The 15,781-nt window shown below is 63.2% G+C and carries 20 protein-coding genes; 9 read left to right on the top strand and 11 right to left on the bottom strand.

Going from position 1 to position 15,781, the window contains the following annotated elements:
• Nucleotides 1-233: 233 nt before the first annotated feature.
• From NKH41_RS32495 to NKH41_RS32510, 4 genes are all read left to right on the top strand, one after another.
• Entirely contained in the window at nt 234-617 is a 384-nt protein-coding gene (locus NKH41_RS32495) for a RidA family protein (RefSeq protein ID WP_352470853.1), read from the top strand.
• 51 nt (nt 618-668) lie between these two features.
• Nucleotides 669-1,019, top strand: a complete 351-nt coding sequence (locus NKH41_RS32500; RefSeq protein ID WP_352773166.1) for a VOC family protein — start codon at nt 669-671, stop codon at nt 1,017-1,019.
• Nucleotides 1,020-1,155: 136 nt separating this feature from the next.
• The gene (leuB, locus tag NKH41_RS32505) at nt 1,156-2,259 is read left to right on the top strand and encodes a 3-isopropylmalate dehydrogenase (protein ID WP_352541965.1); all 1,104 of its coding nucleotides are present in this window, start codon (nt 1,156-1,158) and stop codon (nt 2,257-2,259) included.
• A 7-nt stretch (nt 2,260-2,266) separates the two neighbouring features.
• Complete coding sequence (locus NKH41_RS32510; RefSeq protein ID WP_352773164.1) at nt 2,267-2,623, top strand: hypothetical protein; 357 nt, start codon at nt 2,267-2,269, stop codon at nt 2,621-2,623.
• Between the two features lie 20 nt (nt 2,624-2,643).
• On the opposite strand, the gene NKH41_RS32515 is transcribed toward NKH41_RS32510, so the two are convergent.
• The 3 genes from NKH41_RS32515 to NKH41_RS32525 all read right to left on the bottom strand — a co-directional run bounded on the left by NKH41_RS32515 (nt 2,644) and on the right by NKH41_RS32525 (nt 5,280).
• Nucleotides 2,644-3,045 carry a DUF805 domain-containing protein gene (locus NKH41_RS32515; protein WP_352935725.1) on the bottom strand — a complete coding sequence of 134 codons (402 nt, stop codon included), beginning with the start codon at nt 3,043-3,045 and terminating at the stop codon, nt 2,644-2,646.
• Entirely contained in the window at nt 3,018-3,359 is a 342-nt protein-coding gene (locus NKH41_RS32520) for a hypothetical protein (protein WP_352935717.1), read from the bottom strand. The genes NKH41_RS32515 and NKH41_RS32520 overlap by 28 nt, the downstream gene beginning before the upstream one ends.
• An 88-nt stretch (nt 3,360-3,447) precedes the next feature.
• Complete coding sequence (locus tag NKH41_RS32525; RefSeq protein WP_352773161.1) at nt 3,448-5,280, bottom strand: DEAD/DEAH box helicase; 1,833 nt, start codon at nt 5,278-5,280, stop codon at nt 3,448-3,450.
• A 201-nt stretch (nt 5,281-5,481) separates the two neighbouring features.
• Between NKH41_RS32525 and NKH41_RS32530 the strand changes: the two genes are divergently transcribed.
• Together NKH41_RS32530 and NKH41_RS32535 are read left to right on the top strand one after the other, a co-directional pair.
• The gene (locus NKH41_RS32530; protein WP_352773158.1) at nt 5,482-5,631 is read left to right on the top strand and encodes a hypothetical protein; all 150 of its coding nucleotides are present in this window, start codon (nt 5,482-5,484) and stop codon (nt 5,629-5,631) included.
• Between the two features lie 105 nt (nt 5,632-5,736).
• Nucleotides 5,737-6,771: an aspartate-semialdehyde dehydrogenase gene (locus tag NKH41_RS32535; protein ID WP_352470847.1), complete on the top strand. Its 1,035-nt coding sequence runs from the start codon at nt 5,737-5,739 to the stop codon at nt 6,769-6,771.
• A 302-nt stretch (nt 6,772-7,073) separates the two neighbouring features.
• On the opposite strand, the gene NKH41_RS32540 is transcribed toward NKH41_RS32535, so the two are convergent.
• The gene (locus NKH41_RS32540; protein ID WP_352685360.1) at nt 7,074-7,481 is read right to left on the bottom strand and encodes an ACT domain-containing protein; all 408 of its coding nucleotides are present in this window, start codon (nt 7,479-7,481) and stop codon (nt 7,074-7,076) included.
• Nucleotides 7,482-7,735: 254 nt separating this feature from the next.
• Here NKH41_RS32540 and NKH41_RS32545 point away from each other — a divergent pair, with 254 nt between their 5' ends.
• Together NKH41_RS32545 and NKH41_RS32550 are read left to right on the top strand one after the other, a co-directional pair.
• A complete protein-coding gene (locus NKH41_RS32545; protein ID WP_352773154.1) occupies nt 7,736-8,140 on the top strand; it encodes a DoxX family protein in 405 nt (134 codons plus the stop codon).
• Between the two features lie 191 nt (nt 8,141-8,331).
• Nucleotides 8,332-8,595, top strand: a complete 264-nt coding sequence (locus NKH41_RS32550) for a YMGG-like glycine zipper-containing protein (RefSeq protein ID WP_023680734.1) — start codon at nt 8,332-8,334, stop codon at nt 8,593-8,595.
• A gap of 72 nt (nt 8,596-8,667) precedes the next feature.
• Here the strand turns inward: NKH41_RS32550 and rpsP are convergent, their stop codons facing one another.
• The 7 genes from rpsP to NKH41_RS32585 all read right to left on the bottom strand — a co-directional run bounded on the left by rpsP (nt 8,668) and on the right by NKH41_RS32585 (nt 14,598).
• Nucleotides 8,668-9,069 carry a 30S ribosomal protein S16 gene (gene rpsP, locus NKH41_RS32555; protein WP_352773151.1) on the bottom strand — a complete coding sequence of 134 codons (402 nt, stop codon included), beginning with the start codon at nt 9,067-9,069 and terminating at the stop codon, nt 8,668-8,670.
• Between the two features lie 50 nt (nt 9,070-9,119).
• Nucleotides 9,120-9,446, bottom strand: coding sequence for a chorismate mutase (locus tag NKH41_RS32560; RefSeq protein WP_352773148.1), 327 nt, complete (start codon nt 9,444-9,446; stop codon nt 9,120-9,122).
• A 7-nt stretch (nt 9,447-9,453) separates the two neighbouring features.
• Nucleotides 9,454-11,082, bottom strand: a complete 1,629-nt coding sequence (gene ffh, locus NKH41_RS32565) for a signal recognition particle protein (RefSeq protein WP_352470844.1) — start codon at nt 11,080-11,082, stop codon at nt 9,454-9,456.
• 309 nt (nt 11,083-11,391) lie between these two features.
• Nucleotides 11,392-12,360, bottom strand: coding sequence for a CPBP family intramembrane glutamic endopeptidase (locus NKH41_RS32570; RefSeq protein ID WP_352773144.1), 969 nt, complete (start codon nt 12,358-12,360; stop codon nt 11,392-11,394).
• Between the two features lie 147 nt (nt 12,361-12,507).
• Entirely contained in the window at nt 12,508-13,110 is a 603-nt protein-coding gene (locus tag NKH41_RS32575; RefSeq protein WP_352773141.1) for a DUF1236 domain-containing protein, read from the bottom strand.
• Nucleotides 13,111-13,173: 63 nt separating this feature from the next.
• Nucleotides 13,174-14,268, bottom strand: coding sequence for a zinc-binding metallopeptidase family protein (locus tag NKH41_RS32580; RefSeq protein WP_352773140.1), 1,095 nt, complete (start codon nt 14,266-14,268; stop codon nt 13,174-13,176).
• 96 nt (nt 14,269-14,364) lie between these two features.
• On the bottom strand, nt 14,365-14,598 hold the full coding sequence (locus NKH41_RS32585) for a hypothetical protein (protein WP_352773137.1): 234 nt from the start codon (nt 14,596-14,598) through the stop codon (nt 14,365-14,367).
• 185 nt (nt 14,599-14,783) lie between these two features.
• On the opposite strand from NKH41_RS32585, the gene NKH41_RS32590 reads away from it, so the two are divergent.
• On the top strand, nt 14,784-15,584 hold the full coding sequence (locus tag NKH41_RS32590) for a lytic murein transglycosylase (RefSeq protein ID WP_352491737.1): 801 nt from the start codon (nt 14,784-14,786) through the stop codon (nt 15,582-15,584).
• The last annotated feature ends 197 nt before the right edge of the window (nt 15,585-15,781 follow it).

The following is a 15,781-nucleotide window of genomic DNA, read 5'->3' on the forward strand; positions in this document are numbered from 1 at the left end:
ATCGAAAACGACGCAAAACAACCGTTGCAGGCAGGGCGCCGTCCACATATGGATCCTGGGGTCTGCGCCGCGTCGCTTCGCTCCTTGCTTCGCCCCAGGATGACGACTGGAGAGATGTTCTGGCCAATCTCCAAGGTCTGCGCTTCCACGTCGTAACAACAATCGGTTGCCTCTGGCCCATGGCCGGGTGGACCCTATACCTTCAGGATGGCCGCAACCACTGCGAGGAAGCCATGCGAAAACTGATCTCCACCGGTTCGCCCTTCGAGAAGACCGCCGGCTATTCGCGCGCCGTGGTGCAGGGCGACTGGTGTTTCGTGTCCGGAACGACCGGCTACGATTATGCGACCATGTCGATGCCGGAGACCGTAGAGGCACAAACGCGCAATTGCCTGGCGACGATCGCCAAGGCGCTCGGGGACGGCGGCTTCGAGATGGCCGATGTGGTGCGGGCACATTACTATATCACCGATGCGGCTTTCGTGGATGTGGTGTTCCCGATCCTCGGCGAGGCCTTTGGCGAGATCAGGCCGGCGGCAACGATGATCGTGTGTCAGCTCAACAAGCCGGAGATGAAGATCGAGATCGAGGTGACGGCGCTGCGGCGCACAGCCTGATGCCTGTCACGGTTGCGACAACGACACGGTCAGCACGAGGATCGGCCCATGGTGAAGGTCAGGCGCATCGTTGCAAACATAGACACGCAGGATATCGCGGCGGCAAAACCTTTCTATCAGGATGTGCTCGGCCTCGATCTCAAGATGGATATGGGCTGGATCGCTACCTACGGCTCGCAAGAGACGATGTCCGTGCAGGTCAGTTTCATGGCCGAAGGGGGATCAGGAACGCCGGTGCCGGACATCTCTATCGAAGTCGACGACGTCGATGACGCGCTTGAAAGCATGAGAAAGGCCGGCTTTGCCATCGAATACGGTCCGGCGGACGAACCCTGGGGCGTGCGGCGCTTCTTCGTACGCGACCCGTTCGGCAGGCTGGTCAATATCCTTTCGCATCTCTAGGCATTTTGTCTTGAGCATCGGAGTTTCCCAAAACCGGTTTCCACTTTTGGGTCCGATGCTCTGAACCGCAGGCTTGCGCGCCGGCCGCTTGGCGTTTAGCAAGGCCGCGGCTCACGACACAATCAGGACGGTTCTCATGGCTTCGAAAAATCTTCTCCTGCTTGCCGGCGACGGTATCGGCCCCGAGGCGATGGCCGAGGTGAAGAAATTGATCGCCGGCATGAACGACAGCCTCGGCAGCGATTTCGCCACCGACGAGGGCCTTGTCGGCGGTTGCGCTTACGACGCACATGGCGCGGCAATTTCCGATGCCGACATGGCCAAGGCAATGGCGGCTGACGCGGTGCTGTTCGGCGCCGTCGGCGGGCCGAAATGGGATGCCGTGCCTTACGAGGTGCGCCCGGAGGCGGGTCTGCTGCGGCTGCGCAAGGACATGGAGCTGTTTGCCAATCTCAGGCCGGCAATCTGCTATCCGGCACTGGCGGCGTCCTCCTCGCTCAAGCAGGAGGTGGTCGAAGGTCTCGATATCCTCATCGTGCGCGAGCTCACCGGCGGCGTCTATTTCGGCGAGCCGAAGCAGATCATCGATCTCGGCAACGGCCAGAAGCGCGGCATCGACACCCAAGTCTACGACACATTCGAGATCGAGCGCATTTCGGGCGTTGCCTTCGAGTTGGCACGCACGCGCAAGAACCACGTCACCTCGATGGAAAAGCGCAATGTGATGAAATCTGGCGTGCTGTGGAACGAGGTCGTCACCCAGACGCACAAGGCCAGGTATGCCGACGTCAAGCTCGATCACATGTTGGCCGATGCCGGCGGCATGCAGTTGGTGCGCTGGCCGAAGCAGTTCGACGTCATCGTCACCGACAATCTGTTCGGCGACATGCTGTCCGACATCGCCGCCATGCTGACCGGCTCGATCGGCATGCTGCCGTCGGCCTCGCTCGGCGCACCTGATGTCAAGACCAAAAAGCGCAAGGCGCTCTACGAGCCGGTGCACGGCTCGGCGCCCGACATCGCCGGCAAGGGCATCGCCAATCCGATCGCCATGATCGCCTCCTTCGCCATGTGCATGCGCTATTCCTTTGGCATGGTTGAAGAGGCCGACCGGCTGGAAGGCGCGATCGCCGCCGTGCTCGATCAGGGCTTGCGTACCAGGGATATTCATTCGCCGGGGATGACCGAGGTCGGCACGACCGAGATGGGCGACGCGATCATCGCCAAATTTTTGGGGTGACAGGTGTATGGGTGAGGTGCAGCGCGCCATTGAAAGGGATCTTCTCGGCGAGCACCAACGCCAGGCTGAGTTTCGCGGCGATCAACACCTCGCGCCATTGCTGCAGTTCATCTGCGACCGATATCAGGTCGAAAAGAGCGATTTCTACCTGCTAGAAGCCATTCCCGATCAATACGAGTTGTGTCTCTTGATCTGGCTTTGGCCGGATAGGGTGGCCGACTGCGAAATCGCCTATGAAGGGTCCACATTCGAGGTTGTCGGGACGGAAACGATCCAGACCCACAAGAAGACCCTTCGTGGTCATTCCGCGAAGGACTTCAAGATCATCGAACGCATCGCCTTGAGCGAACACAAGCAGCTTTAGCAGAACCAACTCAGGTGAGGTTATGCGGTCTTGATCCCCTCCGGCACCGGACCCCACTGGTTTTCGCGCGGCTGCGTCGGGATCAGCGCAAAGATCAGGATGATCACGGTGCCGAAGGTCGGGATCAGGAAAAGCAGGAAGAGCCAGCCGGTCAGGCCGGTATCGTGCAGGCGACGCACGTTGAGCCCGAACCACGGCAGGGCTGTCGCCAGCAGGAAGAGACCGGAAAGGCCGACCGTCACTGCCGGCAATTCACTGTTGTCGAGATTGCCCATGGCGTCGTCGATAAAGACGCCGAGTCCTATGACCACGATCAGCGCGATCGTCCAGAACAGACAATAGCCCCAATACTCCTTGCGGCGGGCACGGCCGGCGAAGTTGAAGTAATTCTCGGTCAGACCCCACCAGAAGTAGCTCCACAGGCCAGCCGATTCGGCCGGACTTTGTTCAGCGGAACGGCCGAAATGTTGCGGCTGACGTGCCGCGGGCGCATTGCCGGCCTGAGTTGGGGCGGCGGTTGCAGTGGAGGCGTCGGCGGGCGCACTGGCAGGTTGGGCGCGGATCGAAAAAACATCGCGTGCCCGTCCGCCAGCCGGCTGGAATTCGACGGTCGTACCTCCGGCAACCCTGCTTCGCGGCGCAAATCTTCGCGCGCCAAAGTGTAGCGGTTGCCGTCGGCTCCGGTGATGAAGCCGAAACCCTGGTCTTCGTCGTAATGAAGAACTTCGCCGCGCATGTCCTGCCCACCCCCATTTCCCCGCCCCAGACTGTGCAAAGTTCCGGCAGACCGCAAGGGGCGTGCGGAAATGGAGAGTGCTGGCTATTTACCCCGGCCGTTTCTTCGATTTCTTGTGTTTCGCAGGTCCGCCTTCGAACTTCGCCTTGGCCGGTTTCCCGGCCCAGGGCTTCGCCTCGAATGCCGGGCGCTGGTCGGCCGGTGCGCGCTTCTCGAATTTGGGCGTGTTCTGATCGAAGGTGCGCTTGCCGCGGTGCGGCTTCTTGTCGGGTCGTGGTTCCTGGTAGCCGGCCCGCGACAAATCCGGCGTGCCATCCAGCCGCTTGACCGCAATGTTGCCCTGCAGCTTGCGGTCGGGGCCGATCGCAGCGAGGAAACGCTCGGCCCAGTCCGCTGCGATCTGTACGAAGGTTTCCTCCGGCTGCATCTTGATGGCGCCGATCTCGCGCTTGGAAATGCCGCCTGTCCGGCACAGCATCGGGATCAGCCAGCGTGGCTCGGCATTCTGCCGGCGTCCGACCGACAGCGAGAACCAGACGCTGTCGCCGAAATCGTCGTTGCGGCTCGGTGCCTCATCCCGGCGCGCAAATTTTTCGGCCGACGGCGTGAACGGTGCCACGTCGAGAAGATCCTCCGGCGCCGAGTGGCTGGAGCGGCACATCCGCACGAAGGCGGCGGCAACCTGTTCGGGCCCGTGCTGATCGAGAAGCACCTCGACGAAGCCGCGCTCCTCATCCTTCATAGGCTCGCTGAAGACCGGATCAGCGAGAATGCGCTCATCGTCGCGCCGTATCACGTCGTCGGCCGACGGCGGGCTCGCCCAGGTTGCCGCAAGGCCGGCACTTTGCAGCAGCCGCTCGGTGCGCCGGCGGGCATTGTTGGGCACGATCAGCGCGCTGACGCCCTTGCGTCCCGCACGACCCGTGCGTCCGCTTCGGTGCAGGAGCGTCTCCGGGCTGGTCGGCAGGTCGGCATGGATCACCAGCTCGAGATTGGGCAGGTCGATGCCGCGTGCCGCGACGTCGGTGGCGATGCAGACCTTGGCGCGGCCGTCGCGCATCGCCTGCAGCGCGTGGCTGCGCTCGTTCTGGCTAAGCTCGCCGGACAGCGCCACGACGGAAAAGTTGCGATTGTTGAAGCGCGCCGTCAGATGGTTGACGGCGGCGCGGGTGTTGCAGAACACCAATGCATTCTTGGCCTCGTAGTAGCGAAGCACGTTGATGATGGCGTTTTCGCGGTCCGCCTGGGCGACGCTCAGCGCCCGGTATTCGATGTCGAGATGCTGCTTTTCCTCGCCGGAGGCCGAGATGCGCACAGCATCGCGCTGGTAGCCCTTGGCCAGCGTGGCGATGGAGCGCGGCACGGTCGCGGAAAACATCAGCGTGCGGCGATCGGCGGGTGCGGCATCGAGGATGAATTCCAGATCCTCGCGAAAGCCGAGATCGAGCATCTCGTCGGCCTCGTCGAGCACCACTGCCTTGAGCGCCGACATGTCGAGCGAATTGCGGGTGATGTGATCGCGCAGGCGGCCGGGCGTGCCCACGACGATATGGGCGCCGCGCTCCAGCACGCGCCGTTCGGTGCGCATGTCCATGCCGCCGACGCAGGACGCCACCGTGGCGCCGGTCAGTTCGTAGAGCCATTCCAGCTCGCGCGTTACCTGCAGGGCCAACTCCCGCGTCGGCGCCACGGCCAGCGCCAGGGGTGCCGCCGCGTGGGAAAAGCGCTCCGCGCCATCGAGAAGGGTCGGCGCCAAAGCCAGACCGAAGGCGACGGTCTTGCCGGAGCCGGTCTGGGCCGAAACCAGCGCATCGGCCTGGCCAAGCTCGAGAACGGCGTTCTGCACCGGCGTCAGCTCGACATAGCCGCGTTTTTCCAGCGCCTTTGCCAGCGCGGGAACAATAGCTTCGAAGTTGGACATCTTGCTCTTTCGAAATTCGGATTCTGAATACCCGGCGACGGGTCAAATGTCGGCATGCGCCACAGACGGGCGCCACGAGCCAGACGATGCTCGTTCGTACTTGGTGCCGCCGTCATTGTACAGGGCGGGCGGGTCGGCCTGCTTGCGATTGACTCTAGACGTAAACCGCGTAAAAGCCGGCACCGAACGGGATAGTTTTCGATGCGCGGCCTTTTGATGGCGCTTTCTGCCTTCGACATCCCCGGCCCCAATGCGAACCATTGGGCCGGGCGCGTCGCTGCGTCTCCTCGTTCCAGCAAAATCACGTTCTTGCCCAAAAAAACCGGCAAAACGACCACCAAAACGGTCTGATTCCCTTGGCCTAACCACCCCTCCCGGGTCCGGCCCGGGGGTTGAAACCCGCATCGGCCGGCGGGTTTTCTCCAGAAACCGAGCGGAGAGGGACAGGAGATTTCGATGAGTTTCAAGGTTGCGATCGTCGGCGCCACGGGCAATGTGGGCCGGGAAATGCTCAACATACTGGAGGAACGCGGCTTTCCGGTGAGCGAGGTGGTGGCGCTGGCCTCGCGGCGCAGCCAGGGCACGGAAGTGTCGTTCGGCGACCGCACGCTGAAGGTCAGGGCGCTCGACCAATATGATTTTTCCGACACCGACATCTGCATCATGTCGGCCGGCGGCAACGTCTCCAAGGAATGGTCGCCGAAGATCGGCAAGCAGGGCTGCGTCGTCATCGACAATTCGTCGGCCTTCCGCTACGACCAGGACGTGCCGCTGATCGTTCCGGAAGTGAACCCGGATGCGATCTCGCTGTTCACGCGCAAGAACATCATTGCCAACCCGAACTGCTCGACGGCGCAGCTGGTCGTGGCGCTGAAGCCGCTGCATGACGCGGCCACCATCAAGCGCGTCGTCGTCGCCACCTACCAGTCGGTCTCCGGCGCCGGCAAGGAAGGCATGGACGAATTGTTCACGCAGACGCGCGCGGTGTTCGTCGCCGACCAGGTCGACATCAAGAAGTTCACCAAGCGTATCGCCTTCAACGTCATCCCGCATATCGACGTCTTCCTCGACGACGGCTTCACCAAGGAAGAGTGGAAGATGGTGGCCGAGACCAAGAAGATGCTCGACCCGAAGATCAAGCTGACGGCGACCTGCGTGCGGGTGCCGGTGTTCATCGGCCATTCGGAAGCGGTCAACATCGAGTTCGAGAAGCCGATCACCGCCGATGAGGCGCGCGAGATCCTGCGCGAGGCGCCGGGCTGCCAGGTCATCGACAAGCGCGAGGACGGCGGCTACATCACGCCGCTGGAATCGGCCGGCGAGGACGCCACCTTCATCTCGCGCATCCGCGAGGACTCGACCATCGATAACGGCCTGTCGATGTGGATCGTCTCCGACAATCTGCGCAAGGGCGCGGCACTCAATGCGGTGCAGATCGCCGAACTGCTGGTCGAGCGCGGGCTGATCCAGCCGAAGAAGAAGGCGGCATAGTTCGCTCACGGCCGTATCGCCGCTAGCGCGGCTGGCCTCCGCGGGGGCGCCGGACGACCGGCGGCCTGCGGTCGCAGGCTTGGCCTTCGGCCGCGATTTTTGCTCAGCTTGCTTTTTCTCTCACGGCCGTATCGCTGCTGTCGCGGCTGGCCCTCCGCGGGGGCGCCGGAAGGCCGGCGGCCCGCAGTCGCGGGCTCGGCCTTCGGCCGTTTTGCGCCCTTCTCGCCGTTCACGGGAAGAAGGTTCCGGCAGGCGTATGAGGGGGAGCGCAGGCGTCTCAAATAGGCAGCAAGGCGCCGGCGTCACAGCCGGTTCTCCTCCGCTAGGTCCAACAGCAACTCCAGCGCCTCCTCCGCCCGGTCGGCGGGCACGAACAGATGATCGTGGTAGAAGGCCGAGACCGGATTGACGCCGATGCCGGCGGTGGCCAGCCGCGCGGTGATGGCGGCGAGGAAGCCGACCGCTTCCAGCGACGAATGGATGTTCAGCGTCAGCATCCGGCAGCGGAACACGGTTTTCAGTCCAGCGGCCTTGGCATGGTCTTCAAGCACGATCAGCGTCGTGCCCTCGCGCTCGCGAAATAGCATCACCGGGTGGAGCCTGTCGGGAGCGGGCGCATCGGGTGGCAACGTGGTGAAGACATGAACGCCGGCAAGCAATTCCGGCGTCATTGCCGCCAGCAACTGTTTCAGGTCGGTCTCTCCGGCCATCGGTTGCTTTCGCTGTGCGATCAGGCGGTGGTGCCGTCGAGCGCTCGGAAGACACCTCTACGGATTTTCAATAACGCCCTCCACCTCACCCCGCAAGGTGGACTTGGCCAGGTTCGTTGCTGACTGAACGTACACACCCAAGGTTGCCCCTGGAGTGAAAAGAACTGGAGGCATGTCGGATCGCCGTCATGGGCCGCGTCCTTGGTTCGAGCTGGCGGAGGAGCCAGTGCTCACAACGACCGGAGGGAACATCAATGTCTCAGGCAGCACCCGTCTCACCGCGTGCCCTGTGGGCCGGCCGCGTGCTCAGCGCCGTCATCGTGCTGTTCATGATCTTCGACGGCGTCATCAAGCTACCGCCGCTCGAAATCGTCACCCAGACCATGGTGCAGCTCGGCTGGCCGGCCAATGCCAATGTCTCGCGCATGCTCGGCACCATTGGACTGGTCTCGACAGCGCTTTACGCGCTGCCACGCACCTCGGTGCTCGGCGCCATCCTGCTCACCGCCTATCTCGGCGGCGCCGTCGCCACGCATGTGCGTATCGGCAGCCCTTTGTTCTCGCACATACTGTTCGGCGTCTATCTCGGCGCCATCCTCTGGGGTGGCCTGTATCTGCGCGATCCAAGGGTGCGCGCGTTATTCCCGTTCAGCCAATAGCGGCGACATCGAAAGCCGTTCGATGGTGGCCAGGCCGCCAGAGCGGGCACGGTGTGCCGCCGCCTTTCTACTCTTTGGATCAAATTGAGCGCCGCCGGGCGGCAGCCGATCTTCTTCTTTGGATCAAATCGCCTGGTTGCGAGTTAGGGGGTGCAGCGGCGAGGACGGCACCCTGTTGGAGAGGAACGACAATGAAAAAGGTGATGATCTTGATGGCCCTGCTGGTCCCGCTCGGTGCCTGCTCCCGTACTGAGCAAGGCGCGGCAGTTGGTGGCCTGGGCGGTGCGGCGGTCGGCGCTGCTGTGGCCGGCAACCCGACCAAGGGCGCGGTGATCGGCGGTGCGGCCGGCGCTTTGGCCGGTGCGCTGATCGGCCGTGCCAGCGAAAGCGGCCAATGCCGTTATCGCGATCGTAACGGTCGTGTCTACGTTGCGAGTTGCCCGGAAGGCTATTGATCGGGCCGCATCATATGGATGTAATAGCAAAACGGCGGGCAGGGCCCGCCGTTTCGTGGTTGTGGAGATGATTTATTCGGCACTGGCGGCTTCCGCCTCGGCCGGCGCGGCTGCAGCGGCGACAACGGCCGCGGCGGCATCTTCCTGCGCCTTCTTCAGCAAGGCTGCGCGCTCCTGCGCCTTCTTGCCGGGCTCGGCCTTCTTCGGGTTGGAGCGGGCTTCGCGCTTGGCGATGCCGGCTTTATCGAGGAAGCGCAGCACGCGGTCGGTCGGCTGGGCGCCATGCGACAGCCAATGCTTGACGCGCTCGGCGTCGACCTTGACGCGTTCGCCGTCCTTGGGCAGCAGCGGATTCCACGAGCCGAGCGACTCGATGAAACGGCCGTCGCGCGGCGAACGAGCGTCGGCGACGACGACATGGTAATAGGGACGCTTCTTCGAGCCCGCACGGGCCAATCGGATTTTCAGTGGCATTTCTTTTCTCCTAAAAGCTCTGATCTGGTTGATCGGTTGGTGGCTGGTCCTCAGCCGGTTTTCGTCACGCCGTTGGATGCGGCGATCTGCTCGTGATGGCGGATCACTTCGCGGACGACGAAGTTCAGGAATTTCTCCGCGAAATCCGGGTCGAGATGGGCGTCCTTCGCCAGTTGGCGAAGACGGGCGATCTGCTCCTGCTCGCGCGCCGGGTCGGCAGGCGGCAGGCCATGTTCCGCCTTCAGCACGCCGACTGCCTTGGTGCAGCGGAAGCGCTCGGCCAGCATGTGGATCAGCGCCGCGTCGATATTGTCGATAGAGGCGCGATAATTGGCCAGCGCCGCACGCGCGTCCGCCATGCCCTTCTCTTCGTTCATGGCGCCCTTACTTCTTCTTGCCGAGGCCATTCTTGCCAAGCATTGGCAGCCCGCCACCGCCCGGCAGGCCGGGAAGTTTCATGCCGCCGGGCAGCCCAGGCAGGCCACCGCCACCGGGAAGACCACCGGGCAGGCCCTTCATGCCGCCGAGCCCGGCCGCCTGCGCCTGCTTCTGCAAGGCTTCGAGCTGCTTGGGGTCCATCTTGGAGAGGTCCGGCATGCCGCCGCCCATCATGCCGCCTCCGGGACCGCCTGGGCCGCCAGGCATCATGCCGCCGAGCCCCATCTTGGAAGCGAGGCCGCCCATCATGCCGCGCATCAGGCCGCCGCCTTTGCCCTTGCCGCCCATCGCCTTCATCATGTCGGCCATGCCGCGATGCATCTTCAACAGTTTGTTGATTTCGGCCGCGTCGGTACCCGAGCCGGCGGCGATGCGCTTCTTGCGCGAGTGCTTCAGAATATCGGGGTTGGCGCGCTCGGTCTTGGTCATCGACGAGATGATGGCGAGCTGGCGGCCGAACATCTTGTCGTCGAGACCGGCGGCGGCCATCTGGTCCTTCATCTTGCCCATGCCGGGCATCATGCCCATGATGCCGCCCATGCCACCCATTTTCGACATTTGCTGAAGCTGGCCGGCGAGGTCGTTCAGGTCGAACTTGCCCGACTGCATCTTCCTGGCCATCGCCGCCGCCTGCTCGGCGTCGATGTTCTCGGCCGCCTTTTCGACGAGGCTGACGATGTCGCCCATGCCGAGGATGCGGTCGGCGATGCGCTTGGGGTGGAATTCCTCCAGCGCGTCCATTTTTTCGCCGGTGCCGATCAGCTTGATCGGCTTGCCGGTGACGGCGCGCATCGAGAGCGCCGCACCACCGCGGCCGTCGCCGTCCATGCGGGTCAGCACGAGGCCGGTGATGCCGACGCGCTCGTCGAAGCTTTTTGCCAGATTGACGGCGTCCTGGCCGGTCAGCGAATCGGCGACCAGCAGGATCTCGTGCGGCGACGACATCTTCTTGATGTCGGCCATCTCGACCATCAACGGCTCGTCGATATGGGTGCGGCCGGCGGTATCGAGGATGACGACGTCATGGCCGCCGAGCTTGGCCGCCTGCACGGCGCGGCGGGCGATATCGACCGGCGTCTGGCCGGCGACGATCGGCAATGTGGCGACCTTGACCTGCTCGCCGAGCTGGCGGAGCTGCTCTTGCGCGGCGGGACGCCGCGTGTCGAGCGAGGCCATCAAAACCTTCTTGTTTTGACGGTCGGTGAGGCGCCTGGCGATCTTGGCCGAGGTCGTCGTCTTGCCCGAACCCTGCAAGCCGATCATCATGATGACGACCGGAGCCGGTGCATTGAGGTCGATGGCGACGCCCTCGGCGCCGAGCATCTCGACCAGTTCGTCATGGACGATCTTGACGACCATCTGGCCGGGCTTGATCGACTTGACCACGGCGGCGCCGACGGCCTTCTCGCGCACCTTGTCGGTGAAGGAACGCACAACTTCCAGCGCCACGTCGGCCTCGAGCAACGCACGGCGCACCTCGCGCAACGCCGCCGAGACATCGGCCTCCGACAAGGCGCCGCGGCCGGTGAGGCCGTTCAGGATCGAACCAAGACGTTCCTGTAGCGATTCAAACATTCTTCTTCCTTTTCCCTGGCACCCGGATGATGCCCGAGAGGTAATGCGTTCGCGCCAACTGTCCAAGCAAAAGCCGGTCCGGGCAAAGCCCAAAGCCAAAAAGCACCCGGGGGCGCACAGCGCTGCCGGGTGTTGGCCTCCGGGATCGATTTACAGCACTTCACCTCAAGGAGGTTTCGGCGTCCCGGTCGGTTTGCTCGGAGGAATACTCGTCGCGGAATTCGCGGCGTGTAGACAGGAAATCGGCCGCAGAGTCAAGCTTTGGTCAAGCTTTGCGTCAAATAGCTCAGGACGACCAGGCAATGCACATCAGCGCACGCTGCCGGCGGGCGCCATATCCGGCTCGACCTTCAGCGGTGAGCGCGGATGTAAAAGCAGCAGAACGGTCAACAGGCTGCTGACGATGCCGATCGAAGCGATGAGGACGGCGTCTGAAGTCGTCCAGCCCGCGGCTTCGAGCGGCTTGGCGTTGAACAGGGCGAAGGAATTATAGCTTTGCTGGTGCGAAATCAGCAGGAAGCCGGTCAGATTGTTGCCGAGATGGGCGCCAAAGCCGGCACCGAGATTGCCGGTTGCATAGACCAGAAGCGTCAGCAGCAGCGCAAAGGCGGCGATCGAGGCCAGCACGCAGGCATTGATGGCAGCGCTTGAACCTGGGCTCCAGTGCAGGGAGGTGAACAGCAATCCCGGCAGCAGCGCCCAGATGAAAGGGTTCTGGAACCGGCTCGCCAGGCCCCTGAGCAGATAACCGCGAAACAGCATCTCCTCCGACGAGGTCTGCAGAAAGGTCAGGGCGGCGATCGGGATCAGGAACAAAAGCCACGCGGACAGGCCGATCGCGCCGCGCGCGATGTCGGGCTGCAAACCATAAAGCAGGATCTCGGAAAGCAGCGAGGTGATCAGCACCGCGGTCAGTCCTTTCAGGAACCCCGACCAAGAAATGCGCCGGCTGACGCCAATCAGGGCTGTCAGCTTCTCGCGATGGATCCAGCGCATGGCAGCCCAAAGGCCGAGCCAGATTCCGGCAAATGAAGCCAGCGCCGCAAGGATGCCTGCAGGAGAGGCCATGAAATCCTGCACCGCTCCCCCACCTGGCGGGGCGGTGCCAGACGATGCCTGCCAAACGGCAAAGGCATAGGTGCCGCCGAACAGCACGGCGGCTGTGGTTCCGAGCCAGAACAGGATGACGACCACCGCTCCAAGCAGAAGCCGCGGCAAAGTGGTCTTGTTGTTGGCGGTCTGCCGGTACTGTTGGAAGGCGGTTGGGTCGATCGTCACGCGGGCTCGCTGGCTGGTGCTTCGGCTCGCAAGGTCTAGAACATCGGCCCCAATGTGGAAACCGGTATTGCAGCGGCAATACCGGCTTGTGGCAATGTCGGGAGTGCGAGCGGCCGCCATTACAGGGCGACCGCCCTGTTTGTATCGTCAGCGCACGACGTACACGATACGCCGGCTGCCCGGATCGACCAGTGCCGGCTGGCCGTTCACATAGACGTAACGGTAATCATAGTCCGGAATCTCGCGTAGCTCGACGGTATCAGGCAACGTCGCGCCCGTCACCACCTCGCCCTCGAGATAGACCGGATCGAGCCGATGCGTACGTACATAGGTACGGATCTCGGCCGGCGGTCTCCGGATAGGCTCGATCGCCTGGCCGGCGACGATTGCTCCGGTATAGCTGTCGGAATACTCGACGCTATCGGCTGGCGGCGTCACGACGGCAATGCCGGCGCTGGCCGGATGCTGTGTCAGGACCACACGGCTGCCGCCGAAATCGGCCGTCACATAGTCGGAATAGACCCAGCCCTGGCCGTTGGCCTCGGCGATGGTGCACCATTTGCTGTTGGCGATGCAGCCGTCGAGCGTCGCCGACTGGCCGGCTGCGAGCACGCCGATCACCGGATATTGCGGGCCGGGGCCGGCGCGTACATTGAGATCAGTGATGGCCGAGACGGCGGTGTCGGCCAATGCAGAGCCCGACATCGCCATGAGCGCTCCGGCCACCGCCGGAAACAATATGCGTTTCATGGTCTTCTCTCCGTTTCACAGTCCCTTGGCACGGAAAACGAAGCAAAGCCGCATGCGTTCCGGCTAAAAGGCTTCGGCCGGCTCACGATTTGTTCCAGTCGTTTTCGGCAGGTCGGTCAAAAGCTCGTGAACAAAAGCAAGTTTTTGCGCCGCCACGTCCGAGATGACGAAGGGATAGAGATCGGGCAGGCCCATGCAGCGGTTGATCGAGTTGGACGCCTCCGACAGCACCAGCCAGCGGTCGAGAATCCTTTCGAAGGGCTCTGGGCTGGCGGCGGGTTCCGATGGTGCCGGCTGCAACTTGCCGCCGGTATCGGCGCGCGGCAGCTCGTTGGCTTCAACAGTTTCCAGCCGGCCGAGCGGGAAATTCAGGGCATGCACCATCTCCAGCGTGTCCGTGATGTGCATGTGATGCGCCCATGTCTCGGCCCAGTCCTCCCATGGGTGCGACGTCGCATAGGCCGAGATATGGCGCTGCTGCCAGTCGGGCGGCGCGCCATCGGCATAATAGGTCTTCAGCGCCTGTTCGTAGCCGGCGCGCTCGTCGCCGAACAAAGCGCGAAAACCGGCAAGCTTTTGCGAATCGTCGCGGATCAGGCGGTCCCAGTAATAATGGCCGAGCTCATGGCGGAAATGGCCGAGCAGCGTGCGGTAGTTCTCGCCCATCTCGACGCGCCGCCGTTCGCGCTCTGCCGAATCCGCCTCGGCGACGTTGAGCGTGATCCGGCCGTTGTCATGACCGGTCAGGATACGCTCGCCGCCCGGACCGCCGCCGATCGGATCGGCAAGAAAATCGAAAGCGAGACCGATCTCGTCGCCAACGTCCTGCTTGGGTGCGACCGGCAGGCCGAAGGCGAGCAGCGAATAGACGGCACGCTTCTTTGCCGCCTCGACACGGATCCAGCGGCGGCGATTGCCGTCGACCGACAGATCCGGGATCAGCTGGTTCAGCGCACAGGCGCGGCAGAAGGCGTGGCCGGGCTCCGCCATCCAGTTGCAGGCGCATTCGTCGGCATTGGTGCAATGGAAGACCTCGGCGTCGGACAGCGCGAAGCGCGCATGCTCGGGATCGTAGAGCACGAGGCTGGCGCAGTTCAGGCATTGCGCGTTCTCGAAATAGAGACGGTGGCCGCAATGCGGGCAGTCGAAAAGCTTCATTGGCGTCTCAAATCATTCGCAATCGAAATGCGGAGGACGATACGAGCAGGAGAACGCCAAACGCCTGTCAGCTGCCGACGTTCCTGCCGGCCGATGCTATTTTGCCGCAAGCTGGGCGACGACCTCCTTGGCCACTGCCTCGCCCGACAATCTGGCGCCGCCGCAGGTCTGCATCAGCGGACCGGCCAAATGCTCGCCGGCGAAGAAGATCTTTTCCGCCACGGGCTGCATCAGCGTGGCGCGCGCTTGCGAGCGGCCGGGCCGCCGCCGCCGCATAGCACACAAACCGCTCAGCGCCCCGCCGATGATCACGACATCAACGTCTTCCATGCTTATTCTGTCCCCGCCACAATAATTACTTGATCGTAGGCAAATTCCCGGGCGTCCGCCAGTATGGTGGATTTGAGGTTCCTGCTGTATTGAGTGCATCGGCGTGGCGCCGGGGCAGTGACAAGCAGGTGTTTCGCAGGCAAGTTCGCAATTGGGAACGTGATTCAGGCAACCAGGAGAGCAGCATGGCATTTCTTGCCAAGGGGAAGATGTTTGTAGTGGCCACGGTGGTGGCGGTGCTTGCGCTGGCGACGGGCGCGCAGGCGGCGGCCAGCTGTGGCAAGAGCGGCGCCGGCTTCGAGGCATGGAAACCGGAGTTCGCCGCGGAGGCGAAGGCCGACGGTGTCGGCTCGAAGGGTCTGGCCGCTCTGGCTCGCGCAACCTACGCGACAAAGACGATCTCCGTCGACCGCGCCATCCATAAGGCTTTCAGCGGCTCGGTGGAAGCTTTCATGAAGCGCCGTGGCGCGTCCGCGATCATTGCCAGGGGCCGTGCGCTGAAGAAGGCCAATGCTGCGCTGTTCGACAAGATCGAACAGAATTACGGCGTGTCGCCGGGCGTGTTGCTCGCCATCTGGGGCATGGAGACCGGCTTCGGTTCCGCCATGGGCAACCAGAATACGGTCTCCGCCATTTTAACGCTGGCCTATGACTGCCGCCGTCCGGAGTTCTTCTACCCGCATGCCATTGCGGCCCTGAAGCTGGTTGATCGCGGAGCGTTGAGCGCCTCGTCGGTCGGTGCCGCGCATGGCGAGATTGGTCACACGCAGTTCCTGCCCGGAAATGTTTTGACATATGGCGTAGGCAACAAAAACCTGCGTGACAAGGCCACTGCGTTGGCTTCTACCGCCAACTTCCTCAAGGGTCATGGTTGGCGACCGGGCGCCAGCGCGCAGGCGAATATCGGCGCAATTGCCGGCTGGAATTCGGCGAGCGTCTATCAACAGGCCATCGCCCGCATGGCCACAGCGATCGATGCCGACTGATAGAAATCTCTATTCGACAGAAAGCCCGGCCATGCGCCGGGCTTTTTTGCGGGTGGTCTATCCAGAGCATTTCACGGCCGGATTGAATCCTGCCGGGGCCCCTGCCGCGAGAGTAACGGCATGATGGGGTGGACGGCGCCCGACGGCATCGGATGTGCCAGAATGAGTTCGTTGAGATCTCAAACAAGGGAGCCGTC

This window comes from Mesorhizobium sp. M1169, assembly GCF_040318345.1.
Classification (GTDB): Bacteria; Pseudomonadota; Alphaproteobacteria; order Rhizobiales; family Rhizobiaceae; genus Mesorhizobium.

What these genes read in the sequence shown, in the direction of transcription:
- NKH41_RS32495 (WP_352470853.1), top strand. Translation starts at nt 234, where the DNA reads ATGCGAAAACTGATCTCCACCGGTTCGCCCTTCGAGAAGACCGCCGGC.
- leuB (WP_352541965.1), top strand. Translation starts at nt 1,156, where the DNA reads ATGGCTTCGAAAAATCTTCTCCTGCTTGCCGGCGACGGTATCGGCCCC.
- NKH41_RS32510 (WP_352773164.1), top strand. Translation starts at nt 2,267, where the DNA reads ATGGGTGAGGTGCAGCGCGCCATTGAAAGGGATCTTCTCGGCGAGCAC.
- NKH41_RS32520 (WP_352935717.1), bottom strand. Translation starts at nt 3,359, where the DNA reads ATGCGCGGCGAAGTTCTTCATTACGACGAAGACCAGGGTTTCGGCTTC.
- NKH41_RS32525 (WP_352773161.1), bottom strand. Translation starts at nt 5,280, where the DNA reads ATGTCCAACTTCGAAGCTATTGTTCCCGCGCTGGCAAAGGCGCTGGAA.
- NKH41_RS32530 (WP_352773158.1), top strand. Translation starts at nt 5,482, where the DNA reads ATGCGCGGCCTTTTGATGGCGCTTTCTGCCTTCGACATCCCCGGCCCC.
- NKH41_RS32535 (WP_352470847.1), top strand. Translation starts at nt 5,737, where the DNA reads ATGAGTTTCAAGGTTGCGATCGTCGGCGCCACGGGCAATGTGGGCCGG.
- NKH41_RS32540 (WP_352685360.1), bottom strand. Translation starts at nt 7,481, where the DNA reads ATGGCCGGAGAGACCGACCTGAAACAGTTGCTGGCGGCAATGACGCCG.
- NKH41_RS32545 (WP_352773154.1), top strand. Translation starts at nt 7,736, where the DNA reads ATGTCTCAGGCAGCACCCGTCTCACCGCGTGCCCTGTGGGCCGGCCGC.
- NKH41_RS32550 (WP_023680734.1), top strand. Translation starts at nt 8,332, where the DNA reads ATGAAAAAGGTGATGATCTTGATGGCCCTGCTGGTCCCGCTCGGTGCC.
- rpsP (WP_352773151.1), bottom strand. Translation starts at nt 9,069, where the DNA reads ATGCCACTGAAAATCCGATTGGCCCGTGCGGGCTCGAAGAAGCGTCCC.
- NKH41_RS32560 (WP_352773148.1), bottom strand. Translation starts at nt 9,446, where the DNA reads ATGAACGAAGAGAAGGGCATGGCGGACGCGCGTGCGGCGCTGGCCAAT.
- ffh (WP_352470844.1), bottom strand. Translation starts at nt 11,082, where the DNA reads ATGTTTGAATCGCTACAGGAACGTCTTGGTTCGATCCTGAACGGCCTC.
- NKH41_RS32575 (WP_352773141.1), bottom strand. Translation starts at nt 13,110, where the DNA reads ATGAAACGCATATTGTTTCCGGCGGTGGCCGGAGCGCTCATGGCGATG.
- NKH41_RS32580 (WP_352773140.1), bottom strand. Translation starts at nt 14,268, where the DNA reads ATGAAGCTTTTCGACTGCCCGCATTGCGGCCACCGTCTCTATTTCGAG.
- NKH41_RS32585 (WP_352773137.1), bottom strand. Translation starts at nt 14,598, where the DNA reads ATGGAAGACGTTGATGTCGTGATCATCGGCGGGGCGCTGAGCGGTTTG.
- NKH41_RS32590 (WP_352491737.1), top strand. Translation starts at nt 14,784, where the DNA reads ATGGCATTTCTTGCCAAGGGGAAGATGTTTGTAGTGGCCACGGTGGTG.